The organism is Paenibacillus phytorum, from assembly GCF_013141715.1.
GTDB classification, from domain to species: Bacteria; Bacillota; Bacilli; order Paenibacillales; family NBRC-103111; genus Paenibacillus_E; species Paenibacillus_E phytorum.
This window is the reverse complement of the sequence record NZ_WHOA01000248.1, coordinates 113,674-134,187: the sequence shown is the minus strand read 5'-3', so window position 1 is coordinate 134,187 and position 20,514 is coordinate 113,674. Positions and strand designations below refer to the sequence as shown.

General features: G+C 44.1%; 12 protein-coding genes and 1 pseudogene. 10 read left to right on the top strand and 3 right to left on the bottom strand.

From position 1 onward, the window contains the following. Window positions 1–168: 168 nt before the first annotated feature. The 6 genes from GC098_RS37680 to GC098_RS37655 all read left to right on the top strand — a co-directional run bounded on the left by GC098_RS37680 (window position 169) and on the right by GC098_RS37655 (window position 12,768). Entirely contained in the window at window positions 169–2,274 is a 2,106-nt protein-coding gene (locus GC098_RS37680; RefSeq protein WP_171649444.1) for a helix-turn-helix domain-containing protein, read from the top strand. Window positions 2,275–2,696: 422 nt separating this feature from the next. After that, window positions 2,697–3,548, top strand: coding sequence for an ABC transporter permease (locus GC098_RS37675; RefSeq protein ID WP_246359193.1), 852 nt, complete (start codon window positions 2,697–2,699; stop codon window positions 3,546–3,548). A gap of 13 nt (window positions 3,549–3,561) precedes the next feature. Continuing rightward, entirely contained in the window at window positions 3,562–4,437 is an 876-nt protein-coding gene (locus GC098_RS37670) for a carbohydrate ABC transporter permease (RefSeq protein WP_171649442.1), read from the top strand. 123 nt (window positions 4,438–4,560) lie between these two features. Beyond that, a complete protein-coding gene (locus GC098_RS37665) occupies window positions 4,561–6,237 on the top strand; it encodes an extracellular solute-binding protein (RefSeq protein ID WP_171649441.1) in 1,677 nt (558 codons plus the stop codon). Window positions 6,238–6,467: 230 nt separating this feature from the next. After that, a complete protein-coding gene (locus tag GC098_RS37660; protein ID WP_171649440.1) occupies window positions 6,468–12,518 on the top strand; it encodes an OmpL47-type beta-barrel domain-containing protein in 6,051 nt (2,016 codons plus the stop codon). Next, entirely contained in the window at window positions 12,508–12,768 is a 261-nt protein-coding gene (locus GC098_RS37655; protein ID WP_312880600.1) for a chitinase N-terminal domain-containing protein, read from the top strand. Before GC098_RS37660 ends, GC098_RS37655 begins: the two co-directional genes overlap by 11 nt. A 284-nt stretch (window positions 12,769–13,052) precedes the next feature. On the opposite strand, the pseudogene GC098_RS39690 reads toward GC098_RS37655, so the two are convergent. Further along, a pseudogene (locus tag GC098_RS39690) lies at window positions 13,053–13,142 on the bottom strand (DDE-type integrase/transposase/recombinase); the annotation flags it as partial. Window positions 13,143–13,176: 34 nt separating this feature from the next. Continuing rightward, entirely contained in the window at window positions 13,177–14,271 is a 1,095-nt protein-coding gene (locus tag GC098_RS37645) for a hypothetical protein (RefSeq protein WP_312880598.1), read from the bottom strand. A gap of 470 nt (window positions 14,272–14,741) precedes the next feature. On the opposite strand from GC098_RS37645, the gene GC098_RS37640 reads away from it, so the two are divergent. The 3 genes from GC098_RS37640 to GC098_RS37630 all read left to right on the top strand — a co-directional run bounded on the left by GC098_RS37640 (window position 14,742) and on the right by GC098_RS37630 (window position 17,972). Beyond that, complete coding sequence (locus tag GC098_RS37640) at window positions 14,742–16,091, top strand: ABC transporter substrate-binding protein (RefSeq protein ID WP_246359192.1); 1,350 nt, start codon at window positions 14,742–14,744, stop codon at window positions 16,089–16,091. Window positions 16,092–16,190: 99 nt separating this feature from the next. Then, window positions 16,191–17,069 (top strand): carbohydrate ABC transporter permease, encoded by an 879-nt coding sequence (locus GC098_RS37635; protein WP_047687703.1) that lies wholly within the window; start codon window positions 16,191–16,193, stop codon window positions 17,067–17,069. Window positions 17,070–17,081: 12 nt separating this feature from the next. Continuing rightward, the gene (locus GC098_RS37630) at window positions 17,082–17,972 is read left to right on the top strand and encodes a carbohydrate ABC transporter permease (RefSeq protein WP_171649437.1); all 891 of its coding nucleotides are present in this window, start codon (window positions 17,082–17,084) and stop codon (window positions 17,970–17,972) included. Here GC098_RS37630 and GC098_RS37625 read toward each other — a convergent pair. Next, complete coding sequence (locus tag GC098_RS37625; protein ID WP_216625576.1) at window positions 17,962–18,906, bottom strand: helix-turn-helix domain-containing protein; 945 nt, start codon at window positions 18,904–18,906, stop codon at window positions 17,962–17,964. The two genes, GC098_RS37630 and GC098_RS37625, sit on opposite strands and share 11 nt — an antisense overlap. A gap of 85 nt (window positions 18,907–18,991) precedes the next feature. Between GC098_RS37625 and GC098_RS37620 the strand changes: the two genes are divergently transcribed. Next, the gene (locus tag GC098_RS37620; RefSeq protein ID WP_171649435.1) at window positions 18,992–20,260 is read left to right on the top strand and encodes a hypothetical protein; all 1,269 of its coding nucleotides are present in this window, start codon (window positions 18,992–18,994) and stop codon (window positions 20,258–20,260) included. The last annotated feature ends 254 nt before the right edge of the window (window positions 20,261–20,514 follow it).

Genomic DNA, 20,514 nt, shown 5'->3' with positions numbered 1-20,514 from the left:
AAATGAGGTGAACCTATTAGGAATCATTGGTTTTCACGGATATTTATTTCTTATGTACCGGTTTTTTTGATTGTTGTTACTTTGCTCATTTTATTTCTTTTTCTGGGAGTGAGTGAGGTTTTAAAGAAGGAAGCCGAGGAAGCTAATCGAATTTATTCCACACAAGTAATGAAGCTTATTGATCAATCACTTTCGGCTATTGATCAAAGTATTATCAATGAAATTATAACAAACCACAGCAGTATTCGTGATTTTTTTACACCACAGCAAGAAAGTAACCCTTTATTCCAAACCTATGAAGCTTCACTTGAATTGAATAATCTAGTCTTAAAACATACCATTATCGATTCGATTTATCTTTACCGTTACTCGGATCAAGCCATTTTAAGCAAGAACCGTTTTATTCCGCTCAGCGCATTTGGGGATAAGGAATTTCTGCAAGCCCAACTGACCGGAGATGTGTCGCTTCAATCATGGAGCGGAAGTAGACAATATGTGGAGTTCTCCTCGCAGACGGAGCCGATATCTGTAATAACACTTGTTCGTAGCGTGATTTTATTTTCCGGGGAAGAAGGCAAGATTGTCACCAATGTCAAAATAACGGCTTTACAGAAGATACTCCAGGATTTATTTGATTCGGGGATCAGCTACGCGGAGCTTGTGGATGGTGAGGGCAATGTAATTCTGTCAAGAAATGGTTCCGAGTTAGAGCGAGCCAAGCAGAAGCCAACAGAAATGTATTTATCCGATATTCACTCACCGATTACCAATTGGCATCTCCGCAGCGGTGTCGAGGCGAGTAAGGTGTATTATTTTATTTCTAATTTTTCTTATATATGGCTTACTATTGGTTTGAGTATAGTTGCACTTGGAGTCATCTGGATTGTTTATATCACCCGTCGCAATTATCGTCCGGTCGAGCTTATGATTAATCAAATTCAGTCGCTCTCCTTCAAGATTAGCCAGAAATTGGCTACGCATTCAGGAGGAAATCAGCTCCGTTTTATTGAGAATGCGGTAGAGAATTTAATAGAGGAATCGAATAAATTTCAACAAAGGCATGAAGAGAATATCGTATTCCGCAAGAAAGTATTTTTTCAAGAGGCTTTGGAAGGTTTGCGAGAGATCACACCTGAGCAATGGACGGACGAAATGATCAAGTTTGACCGTCCTATGAAGTATAGTGGTTTTGAAGTCGTGTTATTTGAAATGGATAAGTTTACTGATTTTAAGATGAGCTACAACCAGAAGGATCAATACTTGTTAAAATTTATTCTGTGCAGTGTGATTGCGGAAGTGGCACAAAATAACGGTGTGACCGTTTGGCATGAGTGGATGGATCATCATATCGTAGGGGTGCTTTATCAGTATCAGGATGAGCAGGGGGAGAATTCCGAGCGGCTTGCAAGTATGCTGGAGGAAGTGCGTGAATGGGTGCAGAGCAACCTGACGTTTACCGTTACGATTGGTGTAGGCAGTTTAATTAAGGAACCCGCATTGATTTATCGTTCATACGACGACGCAAAGCAAGCGCTTGGCTATAAATCAGGTTTGGGCAGCAATCGAATCATTGCTTACAACGATATCGAAATGTCTCCGAAAGGGGATATGTTCCGTCATCTCCAGCCTGTACGGAAGCTGTCACAGCAATTCCGCTTGGGCAATCCATCATGGGGGGAGGAGCTTGAGGCATTCTTTGATGAATTGGAGAGAACACTGCTATCCGGAGAAGATGTAGAGAGTATACTAAATTATCTGATTTATCAAATGAATCGGGAGCTCATGGAGCTTTCGGAGGACTATGGCGAAATATGGCGAAATAAAGGGCTGCAGCCTATCAATGAATTATTGCAGCGGTTTGATACTTTACGGGAATTCCGTGGTAAGGCGAGTCTGATTCTGACTGAAACATCAGAACATCTGGAGCGTATACGTGAAGGCAGGAACAATAGGAGCCTGCTTGCCGAGGTAAGGAGCTATATTGAAGCCAACTACTTTGATCCGGATCTTTCCTTAAATCACTTAAGTGATAAATTCCAAATTAATTCGAAATATGTAAGTCAACTATTTAAAGAAGAATTCGGGGAAAACTTTGTTGATTACTTGGCCTTCGTGAGGATGGAGCATGCCAAACAACTGCTGAGTGATACTTCCATGTCTGTACAGGATATTGCCGGCAAGGTCGGTTATCAGCATAGTGTCTCTTTTAACAGGGTATTCAAGAGACTTACCGGGAAAACCCCTGTTGTATTCCGCAGTGAATCAGTAAAGTGAGATTCTTTCGCTGCTATGTTCATAAAGCCTTCGCGTATGAATCTTTCATATGTTAGAGGCTTTTTTTTGTGGTCAAAATTGTATACCCAACCAGATAAAAGAATTGTTTCGCCAACTGGACGGAATTATGACTGTTACTGAATCGTGTCTATTATTGAGCAAGTATCCTCACGCGGCAATTATAGTGAAGGCAAATCGCATATCACAGCTTATACAGAAAATTGTTTAACAACAGATTCTTGTCTATTGCAGGCGTAATATGAATATCCCTACACTTAGGTTTATAACAGACACCACAGAAGAATGGAGGGTAAGCATCAAATGGTAACCATCAATAAAAAGCGATTGAAGAAAGGAAGGGTAGGCATTAAATGGTAACCATCAATAAAAAGCGATTGAAGGAAAATTTCCCACTGTTTATCATGTTTACCCCTGTGTTATTGTTTTTTGTTATTTTCAAATATATACCTATGCTAGGACTGATTATTGCTTTCAAGGATTACAACCTGTATCAAGGTTTTCTCGACAGCCCATGGGTAGGACTTAAGCACTTTCATTATATTTTCTCGAATCCCGATACGGTTCGAATTGTGAAGAACACCTTTGTGTTAAGTTTAACGGGCATTTTATTTGGCTTTCCATTGCCAGTTATATTGGCTATTCTCTTAAACGAAGTACGCAGGATGTGGTTCAAACGCTCGATTCAAACGTTGATTTATTTACCTCATTTTTTTTCATGGGTCATTATCAGCGGGTTTGTTTTCACGATATTTAATCAGGAAACAGGCATTGTTAATCATGTAATTGAACGGATAACCGGAGAGACCTATGCGTTTCTTTATCACAATTTCTCCTGGTGGTCGATATTTATCGGATCGGCGTTATGGAAAGAAACCGGGTTTTCAGCGATCATCTATCTGGCAGCAATAACAAGCATCGATACCAGCTTATATGAAGCGGCCAACCTGGACGGTGCTAATAAATGGAAGCAAATTTGGCATATTACGATTCCAGGACTGGCTTCGACCATGATTCTTATTCTGATTATTTCCTTGGGGCGTGTAATGGAGGTTGGATTTGATCAAGTGTATGTATTGCGAACGCCTGTCGCGACTCTATCGGACGTCATTAGCACTTACATATATCGGATTGGTGTACAGAATTCACAATTCAGTCTGACAACTGCACTGGGCTTATTTGAATCATGTATCGGATTAATTCTGGTGCTGACTGCCAATCAAATCGCGAAACGTTATAACCAGAGCTTATGGTAGGAGGGACTTCAGAGTGAAAACCAGCAAGGGAGAACGCATTTTTTTCGCCGTTAATTACGTTTTTTTGGCTTTATTCGGGATTAGTGCATTGTTGCCCTTAATCAATATTTTGGCAGTCTCATTGAGTGATAGTTCTGCCATTATCTCGGGAAAGGTGTCGATTTGGCCGATCGGTTGGAACATCGAAGCCTATAGGCAGCTTATCGAAGGAACAAGAATTATTCACGCATTGAAAAATAGTATCATCATAACAGTGGTTGGTGTTGCCCTGAGTATGTTATTTACAATATTGGCTGCCTATCCATTGTCTAGAAATACATTCTATGGCAGACGTTTCTTTACATTGGCGATTGTGTTCACGATGTTGTTCGGCGGTGGATTGATCCCAAGCTTTCTGGTCATCAAAGAATTGGGGTTGATTAACTCTTACGCTGCGATCTGGCTGCCGACCTTGGTCAGCGCATTCAATATGATGATTATGCGAACATTCTTCCTCAATATTCCATCTGAACTAGAAGATGCCGCACGAATGGACGGATGCGGAGAATACAGACTGCTGCTGCAAATTTTTCTCCCGCTCTCCTTACCAGTCCTTGCCACGTTGACTTTGTTCTATTCTGTAGGGTATTGGAACCAGTTTCTAACAGTGCTCCTGTACATCAATGATGCTAAGAAATACAACCTTACTGTACTTGTGAATAATATGGTGGCAAGTCAGCAGCTGCTTCAGCAAATCAATACATTTCAAGCGGAAGACTCGGTTTCTATGACACCAGAAGCGATCAAAGCAGGAGCAGTTGTGATTCTGCTGCTACCCCTAATGATCGTGTATCCATTCTTGCAGAAATATTTTGTAAAAGGTGCCTTAGTTGGTGCAGTTAAGGGATAGAGGCTGTTATGGATTGCTAAGGAGGTGATGTCAATCTGTTAGCGTATAATGAAGTAGGAGTATGAATGGGCAAGGGTATCAATGCTCGGAGAAATGAGCGAAATATAATCAGGAGGGTTAAATATGAATGGGATAAAAGCAGGATATCGTACAAAAATAAGGATCGTTTTGGCATCGGCATTGGTTTTATTGATTATGAACGGTTGCTCCAATAGTAAGGATAACACAGTAAGTGATACAGCTTCTCCAGACGCGACTAAACCGGCGACAATGAAGCCGAAGTCGAAAATATCGGTTTCCGTCTATGACCGGGGGAATGTACCAGCTGCCGAAGGCACCATAGACAACAACCGCTGGAGCAAATGGATCAATGCCAACGGACCGGCCAATGTAGAGTTTGTCCCGATTCCGCGCTGGGAGTCGCTGCCGAAGCTGAATACTTTGTTTGCCTCGGGATCGGCTCCTGATTTAATCTTTGAATTTGATGCAAAAATTAGAAATCAGTTTCTTGCGCAAAAGCAGTTTATGCCAATAGATGATTTGGTCAGCAAAAGTGTGGAATACAAAAAATTTCTTGAGCAGAATCCAGGCGTCAAGAAATTGGCTATGAATGAAGATGGCAAGATGCATTATTTTGGCCGTGTGGTTGGTCCTACGCTGAATGTGGGACTGGTGATTCGGGAGGATTGGTTGGAAAATCTGGGTTTGAAGTCTCCGACAACCCCTGAAGAGCTATTGGCTGTTGCCAAGGCGTTTACTGAACGGGATCCGGACGGCAACGGGAAGAAAGATACATTCGGTTACCATCTAAGCTTCATCGGCGGGGGAGTAATCGATCGTATGTACAATAGTGGTGAAATCCCAGACGGCATGCTCCTAAATAATGGAGAGCTTGTTCGGCAGTGGGATAATTCCAAAGCTGCTCTGCAATTGAAGAAGCAGCTGTTCGATGCAGGAACGGTAGATAAAGACTTCTTGACAGATAAAGGGGAAAAGGCGCTTCAGGACTTTGTCAACGGCAAGCTTGGTATTTACGGTATTAATAATATCGCCGGAGTCAATGGTGCGGGATACAAAAATTTCGAAACGTTACGTAAAAATAATCCAAATGCCAAAATTAAATTTATTCCATTTCCAACGACATTATACGGTTCATACAGCTGGGGCTGGGAACCGATTCAGTTGGTAGCGGCGGTGAATGCGAAAGCCAAGAATCCTCAGGCTGTTATGGACTATATGGACTTTCTTACCAAGGATTCGACGCAATTGTCTTTGACATATGGTATCGAAAATGAACATTGGAAGATGGGAGAGGATGGTTGTCCGAAGCAGATTGATCCGGCCAAATCAAAAGCTGAGTTGGACTATAACGGAGATTTACGAATGCAGGCCAACATAGGGATAGGTTTACTTGCCAAATGCGCGCAACCGGAAAAAGTATTCGATGCGAAAGTTCCGCTGCAGAAGGAATTTATGGATCTACTGCTGCAGCAAGCGAAGCCTGCTTATTTAAATCCAGAGCGTCCTTTCAACGGATTCACGGCTTCGGGTTATAATCCGGCCCTTCCACAAGATTTATCGGCTTTTTCGGCTACATTAACGCAATCGATCAGCGATATTTTCAACAAAGCAATTGTAAGCGGTGCTTCTTATTCCGTGGATCAGGCGATAAACGATGCTAAAACAGCCTGGAGCAAAGGCAACGGCGACAAAATCGAGGCATGGTACAAAGACTGGTACGCCAAGAATAAAGATAAAATTTACACAACAGCAGAAATATACAAACAGTATGTAAAGTAGGCTTACACGGCAGTTGATTAACCAAAATATAGTAAAATTCAACAATTTATTCGCTTTCGCGCCGCGTATGGGTGGGTTGAATTCAATTCCACCTGTTATATTCGGCAGGTCTGGGAAGTTGGCGATGATAAAGCATAAAGCGGATTTCAATAATGAAAGGGGAGATTTGTCTGGGAAAGAAGATCAGCTTGTCAGGGATTCTTGTGGCTCTATGTATCTTGTCTATTTGGATGGTAAATCAATGGGGAGCTTCCACCGCCCATGCAGAAATGGTAGCTTCGCCCAAAGCGGAGTACCTATTGGATGAGGATTTTTCTGTCATGACTACTGCCTATAATCCCAATGATGCCGTGGCTAGTGGATGGGATACAAGAAAAGCGGGAGGGGCGATTTCCTACGGCTATAATAGCTGGTTTAAAATAATTGATACCAGTAATGTACTTCCCGTATCCATGACTAAAAAAATCCGTCCGCAGCATTCTGGCAAGCTCACTTTGGAATACAGATTTAGAATGCCTGCTATAATAAATGGAGTGAAGTGGCAGCTTCGCAGTGGAGAAGTGGAAGGGGTTAGCCTTGAGGTAAAGAATGGCAAGCTGAGTCTGGCAACAGGGGAGACCTGGTATGACCTCCAGACGCTTACCGCCGATGTGGAATATGGGGTTAAAGTGATTGCTGACCTCGAAGCCAACAACGTGCAGGTTTATGTCAACGGCCTGTTAAAGGCAACGGAAAAAGGCTTTACCCATCGTGTAGAGTCGATTGACAACTTTCTTGTGATTACAGGCGATGTGACTACGGGTGAAATGTATTTTTCACCGGTCAAGATTCATAAAGGCTATGTCATTAATGAAAGGTTTCTTTCTACCGTGGAAGGACCGCTGCCACAGGACTGGAGCACACAGCCTAATGGTGGTGCGATTGCCGTTGAAAAAATGAATAATTCAAAAGCTCCGGATGTGTTTAGCTTAAAAATGGATGCAGCCAACGCGAATGGAGCTATGCATATAGGGCGATCTGTTCCTTCCCAAGAAGGGCGCCTGGTTATGGAGTATAAGGTTTTGATGCCAACGCAATTGGATGGCTTCTCCATGGAACTAAAAGGTGGAGAATCAACAGCCTTCCAATGGCTGACACAAGACGGCAAATTCTCCTATAAAAACGGCGCTGGCCAATATATAGATTTTTATGAGTATATACCCAACCTCTGGTACCATGTAAAACTTAAAATGAATACGGTTACAAATAAAGCAGATCTTTATTTGAACGGCAAGCTGAAGGTAGAACAATTGGATGTACTGGCGAGCAGTGTTGATCTTGTCAGCTTTGCCATTGCCGCCTCCAATCACGGAAGTATGTCCTTGGATGATATTCTTTTGTACCAAGAGGCTGAGGAGCCTGCGGATTATGTACCTGCCCCTGTGCCGGTGGCCAAGGAAGGGGATGCCTTAGTTGGTGCCCAGGCATGCTCCTTGTGGAGAGAAGGGCAGCATTTGGGATGGGAACGGATCCAGCCTTTCCCAGAAAGAGTCCCGGTGCTTGGCTTTTATGACGAAGGAAACCCGGAAGTAGCGGACTGGGAAACGAAGTGGATGGTAGAGCATGGAGTCGACTTCCAGATGTATTGCTGGTACAGGCCAACGGGATCGGAAGGAAAGCCGATTAAGGACCCACGTCTGGGAGCGGCGCTTCATGATGGCTACTTTAATGGTAAATATAGTAACCAGACTGATTTTATGATCATGTGGGAGGCTGCTGCCTCCAAGGTAAGCGGAAGCGACGATTTCAGGAATAACCTGGTGCCCTACTGGATGGAATATTATTTCAAAGACCCGAGATATCTGGTCGTCGACAACAAGCCGGTTATTGGTATATATGGCTATACCCCTTTGAAAAATAGTCTGGGCGGCACGGCAGAGTCACTTAAGCTGGAAATGGACTATTTAAGGCAAGCCTGCATAGACGCTGGCTTTGATGATGTGATTATTCTGATATCCAGTTCAGGTGCGGATTCTGCCATGATGAGCGAGATGCAGAATGCGGGTATGGATGCTGTGTTTGCCTACTCCTGGGGCGCGCTTGCCGGGAGAGAAGCCCTCCAGAAGTCTAAGCTGGAGCAGCAAAGGGATGTAGGGATAATGGATGTGATCCCCGTTCTCAGCATGGGCAGGGATGATACCGCTTGGGGCGGAGCGCAGGGTTATTATGCAACACCCCAGGAATTTCAATCAACGGCACAATGGGTAAAAGACAGCTTTATACCCTCTTTAGCGGAAGAAAGCCCGGGCCGCAAAATCATATTGCTCGATAATTGGAATGAATACGGGGAGGGCCACTTTATTCTGCCAGCCGGGTTAAACGGATTTGGATATCTGGATGCAATCCGGGAAGTATTTACAGCGGGAGGTACGCACACGAATGTTGTGCCTACACCCGAGCAAAAGGATAGAGTCCGGGTCTTATACCCGGAAGGCAGAACCGTCCTCCCTTACAAAGCGGTCGAACCTCCGCCTCTAACTAATAATGGCAGTATCCAGTACAGCAAATTATGGGATTTCAATACGGCTGGAGACAGCGAGGGCTGGACGATAGCTAAACAGGTCAACCCTGTAAGCATTGCGGGAGGTTATTATTCGGGTACATCAACGGGTAATGATCCCGGCATACTTTCACCAGGTTCTCTGGGGATTTCTGCGGAAGAGAATCCCTATCTGCATATCCGTATGAAAAACAGTACTGCTGATATGGCAGGCAAGGTTTATTTTATCACCGAAAAGGATCAAGTCTGGAAAGAAGCCATGGCCGTCGACTTTTACGTCAATAATTATGACAGCAACTATTCGGACTACTATGTACCGATGTGGAGCCTTGGGAACTGGACGGGAACTATAAAGGCGATCCGTGTTGACCCGATTACAACCACAGGTGATTTCAGTATTGACCGGATTGGCCTAGTGGCGGTTCCCATAGAGGGCATAAAGATGATGCTTGAAGGAAAGCCGGCAACAACTTTAACACCTTTGGAAATCGTCGATGGCAGCGTTAGGGTGCCTCTGGTCGAGATTCTTAAGAAAATGAACATACCTTATGAATGGGATCATGAAGGCTCTCTCCTCGCTGTAAAGGATAACAGTGTCATTCGGGTCGTATACGGACAAAGCACAGCCTATAAAGGAAATACGCCCGTAAACCTGGAGCATGTGCCTGTATGGACGGGAAGTGATTTGCTGGTTTCAAACGATGCGTTAGACGCATTGTTCAGCTTTCATTCGGTGTGGAAAGCACAGGAAGAAACTTTGTATATTTTCAGCTCTCTGCCCAAAATTCTGGGTGATAATATGTTAGTTGATCCAGGGATGGAAATGAGCATACTGCCTTATACCGGATCAAGGATCAGTACGGAATTAAGCACATCAGAATATCATTCCGGTCATCAGTCGGTCAAAATCACCAAAGAATATCCGTATGCAAAAATCTATTTTCCCGGCGTGGAAAACGGGAAGGAATACTACTATTCCGCATGGGGGAAGCTGGCGCCAGGCTCAACTCTTGGAGAGAAGCTACGTATATGTTTACAGTACCAATTAGATGGTGTTGCCAAGCAGGTGGTTATGGTAATAGGACCTGCGATGGATGCTACCAATTGGAAGCAGGTACAGGGCTATTTTAAGTTGAATGAAGTTGGTGTTGTTTCCAATTTGACGATGTATTTGTATACGGATTCTCCTGCGTTAGCCGATGCCTATTATCTGGATGACGTAGAAATCCGGCCTGTGACCTATTCCAATGACCCCATCCCAGCTCGTGTATCTGGCGTCAGCCTGAACAATACAACTATGGAGATCGGTGTAGGCAAGGTAAGGCGGTTGATGGCCACCATAGAGCCTCAAAATGCGGTAGAAAGGGCAGTCACATGGAGCTCAGACAACCCGCTGGTAGCTATTGTGGATGTGAATGGAGCCGTCTATGGAAAAAAAGAGGGAACGGCTACTATCACGGTTACGACAGTGGATGGCGGCAAAACGGCTTCATCTGCGGTTACAGTCACAGAAGGGTATGTGGAAACCGTTACCTTGACAGTAAAGACTGATGGAACCGGCGATTTCATCTCTCCTAAGCTGGCTAACGATAGCATTCAGGATAGCAATCCCGAAAAGCAATATATCATACTGATCTATCCAGGTGTATATACGGAGAAAAACTGGGTGGTTAAGCCTTATACGACCCTTAGGGGAACTGACCGGGAAACGGTCATCCTAAAAGGAGAGAATAGTCCATCAGCCACTAACCTTGAGATCACCGACCAATCAACCCTGTGGCTGAAGGGCACGGCCAATCTGGAGAACCTCACGATTACCGCCAGAAATATGAGGTATCCGGTTCACAGTGAGGACAGCGGCAATAATAAGGATGCGGTTCATATCGTGAAAAATTCCCATATTGAGCATTATGGTAATCTCGAAGCTATTAATTATCGCAATAGCTGGGTGGCGGCTCATCCTGGTGTTACTCCACCGGCAGATTTGGACCCGACTAAGGTATGGGGCGGGAAGCGGGGAGGGATCGCAAGCACTTGGGGTTATGGTTCCGCGAGCGGTGTAAGGGAGACTTTTTATGGCAGTTCTTTTGTTTCGAAATCTGTCGGTTGGTATGTGCATAATCGCGAGGATTTCACCAAACCCCAAATCAATGTGATCAACAACAGTCAAATCGTTTCCACGGAGACCTTGCAGCCTATTCTTATCCAATCCTTGGGCAGTGGAACGAACGATGAGGTCATCTTCAATAACACTGAAATTATAGGGACTTATATGGTTCAGAATGATTCGCCTTGGATTACGCAAAAACCGGAGAACCAATATGCGAACCATGCGGATTATAACGTTACCTTTACGAACAGCACACCGATCGGTTACGAGGATGGCCATAGGGGAAGGGCGCTGGCCTTGTTCAGCAGCTCCACAGGCAGCCAATCCTCTGTAAGGGTTAGCGGAGATGCCGTGCCGGATATTCTGGGGACGTATGAAACCCGGGACGGAGGCGGTGGCCTGGATGGCTATCTATACGGATACTGGGATATATCGGGTATCAAGGTGGGCTTGAGTTCCAACATTGACGTCAATAATACGTTGGGAAGAAGGCTTGGGGACCGTACCATCCTTAATAAAACACTTCAAGTGATCTTTGAAGATGGAACAACCAAAACGATCATTTTTAATGAAAATTATACGAATCAGCCCAACTCCTATGTATTGGGCAAAATGAATGAAGCTTTGGGCGTTTCAGGCAGAGCCGTGGAATATAATGTTACAGGTAGTGAATATTATCCGCAGGTATCGGATAAGCAATTAACTTTACAAAATAATACCCAAGTTGGCATTCCTCGATTTGCCGCTGTACGTTTTGATACCGACCATACCACGTTGCGGCTCATGAGCGCTGCTGATGCTCCTGAAAGCTTTGTAGGCATCACGCTAGAGCGGATTATACCAGGGAAGTCGGGAAGAGTATTGACGGAAGGGATTATGAAAAAAAGTCAATTGTATGGATTTACAGGAAGCATAATGAAGGGAACCCAGATTTCCATTGGAGCCCAAGCTGGGAGTTTAATGGAAAGCTCCAGCCAACCTGCCCTGCTGGAGGGAATCCAGACGGATTGGGCTTATTTTAAGGGGGATAAGATAGCTCCTATAAGCAGCGCCTCAGTAAGTCCGGGTATTCCAAACGGCAGCAACGGATGGTATACATCGGATGTAACGGTAAGCATAGCCGTGTATGACCAATTATCCGGTGTGGCAAAAACAGAATATCAAGTAAATAACGGGGATTGGATAACCTATACCGGTTCCATTCCTGCCTTTGTTGAAGGGACTTATAAGGTCGGTTATCGCAGCATAGATCAAGCAGGCAATGTAGAACAGGTCAAAACAATTGAGTTTAAGATTGACCAAACTGCACCATTACTAACTGTTCAGTTAGATAAAACGTCCATATGGCCGCCGAATCATGAAATGGTGACGGTTCAAGCTGCGGTGTACGCGAGTGATGCCGTATCAGGCGTTGCTTCTGTTGTGTTAACCTCCATTACATGTAATGAACCGGATAGTGGTCAGGGTGACATTGAGGCTAATATAGGCACACCTGCTACTTCATTTCAATTACGGGCGGAAAGATTAGGTAATGAGACGGGGCGAATATACACGATTACGTATACGATAATCGACCAAGCAGGTAATCAATCAACATCGATAAGCACAGTTCGCGTACCACATAACGAATAAATGGGAAGGTTCCGGTAGCTTCAACGTAAAAATGGACTTGTGGTGGGGTACTAATGGTACCCAATATCGTTTGTTTGAGAACGGCGTGCTTATTGATACGCAAGCACTGACGGATCAATCGCCAAACGCCCAGTCTGCGATGAAAGCTATAGCTGACAGAAGCATAGGCACATATGAGTACCGCGCCGAGCTTGTAAATGCTTCAGGAGTAACCTTAAGCGATACGATACGTGTAACGGTCAGTAAGTGAAGACCGGCTTGTGCTAGGCTTACAAGTATTTCAAAAGAGCGCTTATTGCCATCAAAGGCAATAGGCGCTCTTTTGACGGTTTTGGTGCAACAATTAAAAACGGATAAAGATATCCGCAAATTTTCTGGTTTGATTATGCTGCCAAACCAAACAATTTATTGATGAATTCAACTTTAGAGAGGGCAGACGAATGATTGCATTCAACCTACCCTTTCCTTATCATATGCAGAGCTTCGATTCCCGCAATTGTGTGTTCTGCAGTATTAATAGACTTGAAACCCATCCCTAGAATCAACTGCCCGATATAAATACTTCCATTGACCTTTGACTTTGACGTAGGTTTCGTCTGTCCGCCATGAGTCGTTTGTAGGTCTCAAAAAGGGGTGGATTCGTTTTATTTGAAATGAGCTACTCAGACACGATGCCTGAGTTGGCGAATAGGATTGACTCGGTGGTCTCCCAGAGCTTCGGTAGGAACTGTATGACGCCCTCTGCACGGCGGATGAAGGAGTCGGTGGAGGTGATGCCTAGGTCGGCGATGATAGCCTCAAAGTCTGGAGCGAATAAACGTTGTAGGTCCGCTGGGGCGTCTGCGGCCAAAATCTTGTGGCAGCGCGCAAAGGTTGCGACGATCCAGAAGACCGCTTCACGGTGGTAGCCGGCCCGGATGAGTTCACGGCTTCCGTCGATTGCAATGGGTCGTGTTGTGGCGGTGATGTCGGTGCTGAAGAAGAAAGGTGTTTTGGCCGCGGTCGCAGCGGCGTCGTATACTAGTGCGAGTTTGGCGAGATGATGTTCGATGCGCTTGGGGGTCAGATGAGCGCAGCCTAGCAGTTTCAGCAGATCTGGGTAGAGGTCAGCGTGGCCGTATTCCGTAAGCACGTCGCGTGCGGCGAGGTAGCGGAGCCGCACAGTAGGGTTGCGAAGTGCGGCCACAAGGAGGACGTGCGTTGTTACGCCGGTCGGGAATAACCACGCGGTCACCAGGTCGTGCAACGGTGCAGAAGTATCTATGGCCTGCAGCGCGTTCTCGATCTTCTGTCGAGCGTTCTCACATCGGCGACGTACCCACACCCGCTCAGCAAAGTGGCGAGATACCTGTGTTTGCAGTCTGCGCAGATGTCCGGTGGGGTCAGCAATGATCGAATCCACGCGGAAACTGCCTGCAAGGTGATAGGACGTCAGAACCTCATCGACCGAGGCGAGTTCGTTCCAAGACAAATACGTGGCCTCTACAAGGATGCCGTCATAGATGAACTTCCCAAGCTTGAGTGGGGGCTCAGCATGTGTGGTAACGATCACGACATCGATATCGGAGGCTGCCGACAACTCAGCGTCATCGGGCAGCCCCACCGTCGAGCCGCTGAAATACGCCCCATGGAAACAAGCTTCTAGGCTGGCGTGGTGCATGACCCATTTAGCCGCTGCAGTTCGCGCAGACCCGACTTTCACGGAAGCTTGTTGAAGCTTATGACTTAACTTTATTTCATTATGTTTCGCCAAGTGAATTCCCCCAACAACTAATTTTTTGAACGTCTTCATACAAGTCTAACTTTAAAATGAAGAAAAACAATAGTTAAGAAGTCATTAGCTCATCTATTTAATAGTAAGAGTTTAGCACCAGAATATAAAATATGTGATAGAGCTCCTTTGTATGATGTTTAAGGGTCAAAGTTCCATTGTAAATTGAGTATGGATCAATTTCATATTCTTAAGGTTAACTTTTTTGATATTGTTTTCGCAGATTTTGTCGAATAATAACGAGTGGAAATTCCGCATTTATCGGCAAAATACGACGATTATAGGATAAGGGAAATAATATCTACTGGATCAAAAAAATCCATCTACTATTCGGGAAAGTTCATTGAAAACGCTATCATCGTAATTTAAAATATGTTTAACTCATAGCAGGCCAATTTATTCCAGTAGTGATATATCTAATTATGTGAGAGGAGTCGATTGGAAGAATGGTAATGAAAAAAACATGGGGGCAAACAACCAGCTCCGTCCTGATGCTAACGATGATTCTAACTGCTTGCAGCTCTTCTGCACCGGCAGGTGGCAAGACAGATGCAACGAAGGGACCAACGCCTAAGGCTGGAAATGGAGAGGTTATCAAATTAAAGTGGAGTACTTGGGGTAATCCGGGAGAGTTAAAACGCTTTTACGAACTGACAGATCAGTATAACAAAGATCATCCGAATGTGAAGTGGGAGCTGGTAGCCGTACCGAACGATGGCTACGAAGAGAAGATCATTACTCAACTTCAGGGTGGTACTGCGCCAGACGCATTTTATGCTGGAGATCAAACTGTCGTTAAACTCATTAGTAACGGTTCAATCGAAGAATTGACACCATTGATGAAAGTAGGCATGGGCCCAATCAAAGCCGAGGATTTTGCTGAAGGATTATGGGGCGGTTCGAAGAAAGGCGATAAAATATATGGAGTCACCGTTGACTGTAATCCGTTAGTCATGTACTACAACAAGACAGTATTGACCGAAGCCGGTATCACCGACGATCCACAGAAATTGTACGAAGCAGGGGAGTGGAATTGGAAGAAGCTACAAGAGTTAACGGAAAAACTAAAGTCTAAAAATAAATATGGTCTTGTACTTGAAGATTGGTCATCCCCAGTCTATTCATGGGTAACGTTAAACGGAGGTAAAGCTTACGATAAGCCTCAGGATGGCAAATTCATTGGAGATCAGGATCCGAAAACGGTAGAAGCATTCCAATATCTTGCGGAAAACACAAAGAACAAAAACTTCGTATTCTCAGGTTCACTTCCTAAAGGACAAGGCCCAGATGCTATGTTCATGTCGAACCAAGTCGGATTTGGAATTGCTGGTCGTTGGTGGGTTCCGCAGTTTAATGCAAACACTTCTTTAAAATACGACATAGTCCCATTGCCAACTAACACGGGCAAAAAAATGGAACCAGCTGGCATTCCAACAGCGTACATGGTTATGAATAAAAAGACAGCTCATGCTAAAGAGACTTATGAGTTTCTATCTTATTTTGTTTCCAAGGATGGTCAAAACTTCCGTCTTAAAGGGGGAAATGCAGTTCCTTCGATTAGCGGTGTAGATGATCTCGTATTGGATAAGAATGCACAACCGGCACATGCTCAATATTTCCTCGATGCTCGTGAGATTGGTTATGCTCTGTGGCCTTCCGAATCAGGTGTTCCTGGAGCTTCCGATATTGTGAAAGATAACTACGACCTCTTGTTGTTAGGCAAACAGGATGCTCAGACGACATTAAAGAAAATAAGCGAAGGTGTAAATAAGAAGATCGACGAAGTAAAAGCGAAAAAATAGGATGCATGTACGGTAATGTGTGACATGAAGGAGGGAAGGATGTTTGTATTCCGTCCCTCCTTTTTATTTTTTTGAAACCATTTAAATGGGAGGACTTGCATGAACCGTAAACGTTCTAATACATTCTGGGGGTATTTCTTTATTGCCCCACAATTAATCGGACTGCTTTCCTTTTCACTTATCCCTCTGATCACAACCTTTGTTTTAAGTACATTAGATTGGGATGGATTTCAGCCTGCGACTTTTATTGGATTTAATAATTTCAGTTACGCCTTTCATAATCCTGATTTCCAGAAGGCACTAGTGAATACCCTTTATTATTCCTTATTAACGGTCCCAATGGGTATTTTTCTTGCGATATTGGTCGCTGTTGCTTTGAACAAAGTGAGATATCGTGTTATGTATCGGTTGTTTTTCTTCATGCCAGTAGTTACAAGTTCTGTCGCTGTCGCGATTGTATGGATGTGGCTGCTCAATGGTGACTTCGGTATCATCAATTTTCTGCTGCATAGCTTGTTCGGCATTAAGGGTCCACAATGGTTGACCAACTTGAACCTCGTCCTGCCATCCTTGGCGATTGTGAGCATTTGGCAAAAATTAGGTTTTAACATGATCATTTTTCTAGCTGGTTTACAAGGAATATCCAGAGATTACTATGAGGCTTCCATGATCGATGGTGCATCAAGGTCACAGCAATTCTGGAAAATTACTGTGCCCCTTTTGTCACCAACTACCTTATTTGTTACCATTATTGGCATTATTGACTCGTTTAAAATCTTTGATACAGCTTTCGTAATGACGAGCGGTGGTCCAGCAAAAGCTAGTTATACGATTGTGTATCATTTGTACGAGCTAGCCTTCAAAAACTTTCAATTCGGACGCAGTGCGGCAGCGGCTACTATGCTTTTTGTTATCATTTTGACTTTCACCATTGCACAGACCTATATTTCACGCAAATGGGTCCATTACGCGGATTAAGGAGGATTTTGCATGAAAACGGTAAATCAGAAATTAATTCCAGCAGGAACAGTACCCAGTACACAAAAGAGCAAGCATATAGGTAGTAAAGTATCAACCATCATTCTGCATGTTCTGTTAATTCTAGCCTCTGTAGTCATGTTTGGCCCGTTTTTATGGATGGCATTCAGCGGTCTAAAAGACTTAGCCCAGATCTTTCAAGTGCCACCGACCTTATTTCCGAATCCATGGAGATGGGAGAATATTAGCCGATCTCTAACAGCTATGCCATTTGATAAGGCATACATAAACAGTGCTTATATTTCTGTGATTGTGGTACTGAGTCAATTGTTAACATGCTCTATGGCCGCTTTTTCATTTGCTAAAATTGATTTTCCCTTTCGTAATGCTCTCTTTATCCTGTTTCTTTCCATGTTGATGGTTCCCGAACAGGTTACGATTGTTCCACTATACATCATTTTAAAAAATCTCGGCTGGCTCGATACGCATTTATCGCTCATTGTTCCGGATGCATTGTTCAGTGCTTTTGGTGTATTTTTATTGAGGCAATTTTTTATGGGTATCCCACGTGACTTATCAGAAGCAGCCTATGTTGATGGTGCGAACATGTGGAAGATTTACTGGCGTATCATGGTTCCCCTCATTCGTCCAGCTCTAGCTTCGTTAGCGATAGTTTCATTCTTGGGAAATTGGAACAGTTTCTTTAAGCCCGTCATTTTCCTGAGCTCAACCGACAACTTCACCGTACCTTTGATGCTTAGTACGTTTAAGGGACTCTATGTGACTGACTGGACATTAATGATGTCCGGTTCTGCAATTGCCGTTATGCCCGTACTGCTCGTTTATCTTGTGCTCCAGCGAAATATTATCGAGGGCATTTCTATGACGGGCATTAAGGGTTAATGTGAAAATAAACATTAATCGGATAATTTTCTTCCAATCGTTCGTCAGGAACGATGTGTTGGACACGTGGGTCAGCGTATTCTTGGCGATATTCTGTCGCTGTTATACCGTAATAGGCGGTAAATGCTCGTGAAAAATAATGATTCTCAGCATATCCACACTGCGAAGCGATTTCTTTAATGCTTAGTGTACTATGACGAAGCATATGAGAAGCGCGTTCTAGCCGCAGTTGAATGATCATTTGACGCAAAGGAATTCCGATGACACGTACGAAGACTCTAGTCAGGTGTTCATGAGATAACTGGCAATGGACTGCAATTTCGGCTACGGTGATAGGCTCAAGGAGCCTATTACGAATATAGGTTAATGCTTTGCTCACCACGAGCGGATAGGAGGGGTCGGATACGGCCTCTTTTTTATTTTTTAAATATTTCATAGAGGGGTCTGAAGTGTTTTTGCTTTTATTGCTTAAGTATTCAAGTTCGCTAAGCAGAGCTGACAATAAGATATTGCACCGATTGGTACCTTTCTCTTCATGAGAGATGTGGAGGATCTGGCTGATTATTGCCGATAGTAGTCCACCTTCCCTAACCGGTATTACATCACAACACATCGTACTAAAAAGCGTAGGTGCAAACCATTCACCACCACTGAAATGCAGAAAAAGATGACGAGTAGCTGCAGTCTCTCCGAAATGATAGCTGTGAGTTTCCCCTGCCTTTGTAAGGACCCAACTGGGCTGATTCAATGTATAAACTTGATCTCCATTTCGGTAGATGGTTCCATTTCCCTGAGGGAAAAACACCAACTCGTTATCGTCTAAAATACGTGGTCCCAGCTTCCAGTTACGTCGAACAATAAAGTCACCGCAGTAGTGTAAAGTAGGCAATTTTTCATTCAATTGGAGGCACCCTTTCTGATCAAATAAATCCATTGAAATCCTTTCTTTATCTATTGTAAACGAATTCATATTAAGAGAAAATGAAATTATTCAGCACTCGTTATAGGAGGGAATAAAGTTGGAAATTTCATTTACAGGAATTGCTAATCCACATTCAATTGGTGCTTTTGGTGTTGATGCGAACGCTAAGATACTGCAGAGATATAGGTTCATTCATGAGCGTCTTATGTTTATAAGTGCAGCTCAGCTGCCTGCACGACATAACTGGGATGTCAAAACTGCGATGGGACGACACATCTATGAGGATGCAGAAGCAGCGGATCAGCTTCGTACACGTGTGAGCCATCTGCGTACGCCTCTTGCTAACGTTGGGCAGGAACCAGATCCAGCTTTAACGCTGCTTATGGACGAAATTCTTCATGCTCATACAGATTCCGAATGGTTAGCTGGCGTGTATACAGTGATTAAACCAGCGCTAATTGAAGCCTATAGGAGCCATATACAACGTACACAACAAATTGTAGATCAACCGACTATTCGTATATTACGCTCAATCCTTCTCGATCTGGAGGAACAAGTAAATTGGGGGGAAGCGGTAATTGCTCACCTGAAGAACGAGGGGGAGTGGGAAGAGGCTGGTTCTGAAGAACTGTGTACGTTATTAAAGCGATGCATCCTTGCAGCAGGTGGAATGAGCAACGAAATGAAAAGGTCTTCTGAAATACCAGAACGTATAAGATCATTCCAGGTCTATCAATTGCCCAAAAAATCGCAACGAGAAGCACGTATGGGTGAAACAACCCTTTACCGTACAAGCATGGGAATGAAATTCGAGAAGCCGAATGAGGACAGACTTGTCGGTATGATGAGAGTACGTCAGGAAGAGATGACGGCGGCGGAACTGATTGCGGCTGTGTTATGGTCACAAAAAGGAATGCCGTGGGCATTTTATCGGGACTTAGCAAGGCACTTGTGGGATGAGGTTCGACATGCGTTGTTTGGTCAAGCAGCACTGGAGGCTGAAGGGTTGAATTGGCGTTCACGCCCGCAATATACGTCTGATTATGATATCAATATAGAAAAAATCCCGAGTGCGCAATACGCGTGGCTTAGTATTGGAATCGAAGAAGGGGCGATGAAGCGACCGGGGAAAGTAGGGGAATTTGAATTCTGTAGAGATCAAGTGAAGCATCCATTAATGACGCAGTTCCAGGATTACGATTGGGCAGATGAGGTGGTCCATGCTTCCTTTGGCCGTACATGGACTCCGGAGCTATTTGGTGAAGAACTAGGATTTATACGTGAAGTTGCTAAGCATGAGTTAGATCATTTTTTCAGTGAAGTTCGAAAGGCAGAAGAGATAGCTGCTGCCGAAGATGAAATATAGAGATTGTCAAACAATAGCCAAATGGTGTCGTGAAGGGCAGACCCATTTGGCTTTCCACGCAGAATCCCATCAGCAAGTTGACTTCACCAAAAAGTTGCGAGCACGAGGTTTTATGATTTTATACGAAGACAAACATCCGCAATTGTTAACGAAAAACTGGCAAATAAAAAAAGTTTTATTCAACTAAAGAGGAACTCTAGCACGACAATAAGTAAAACATAATATAAACCCTCCAATTGGGAGGGTTTATATTA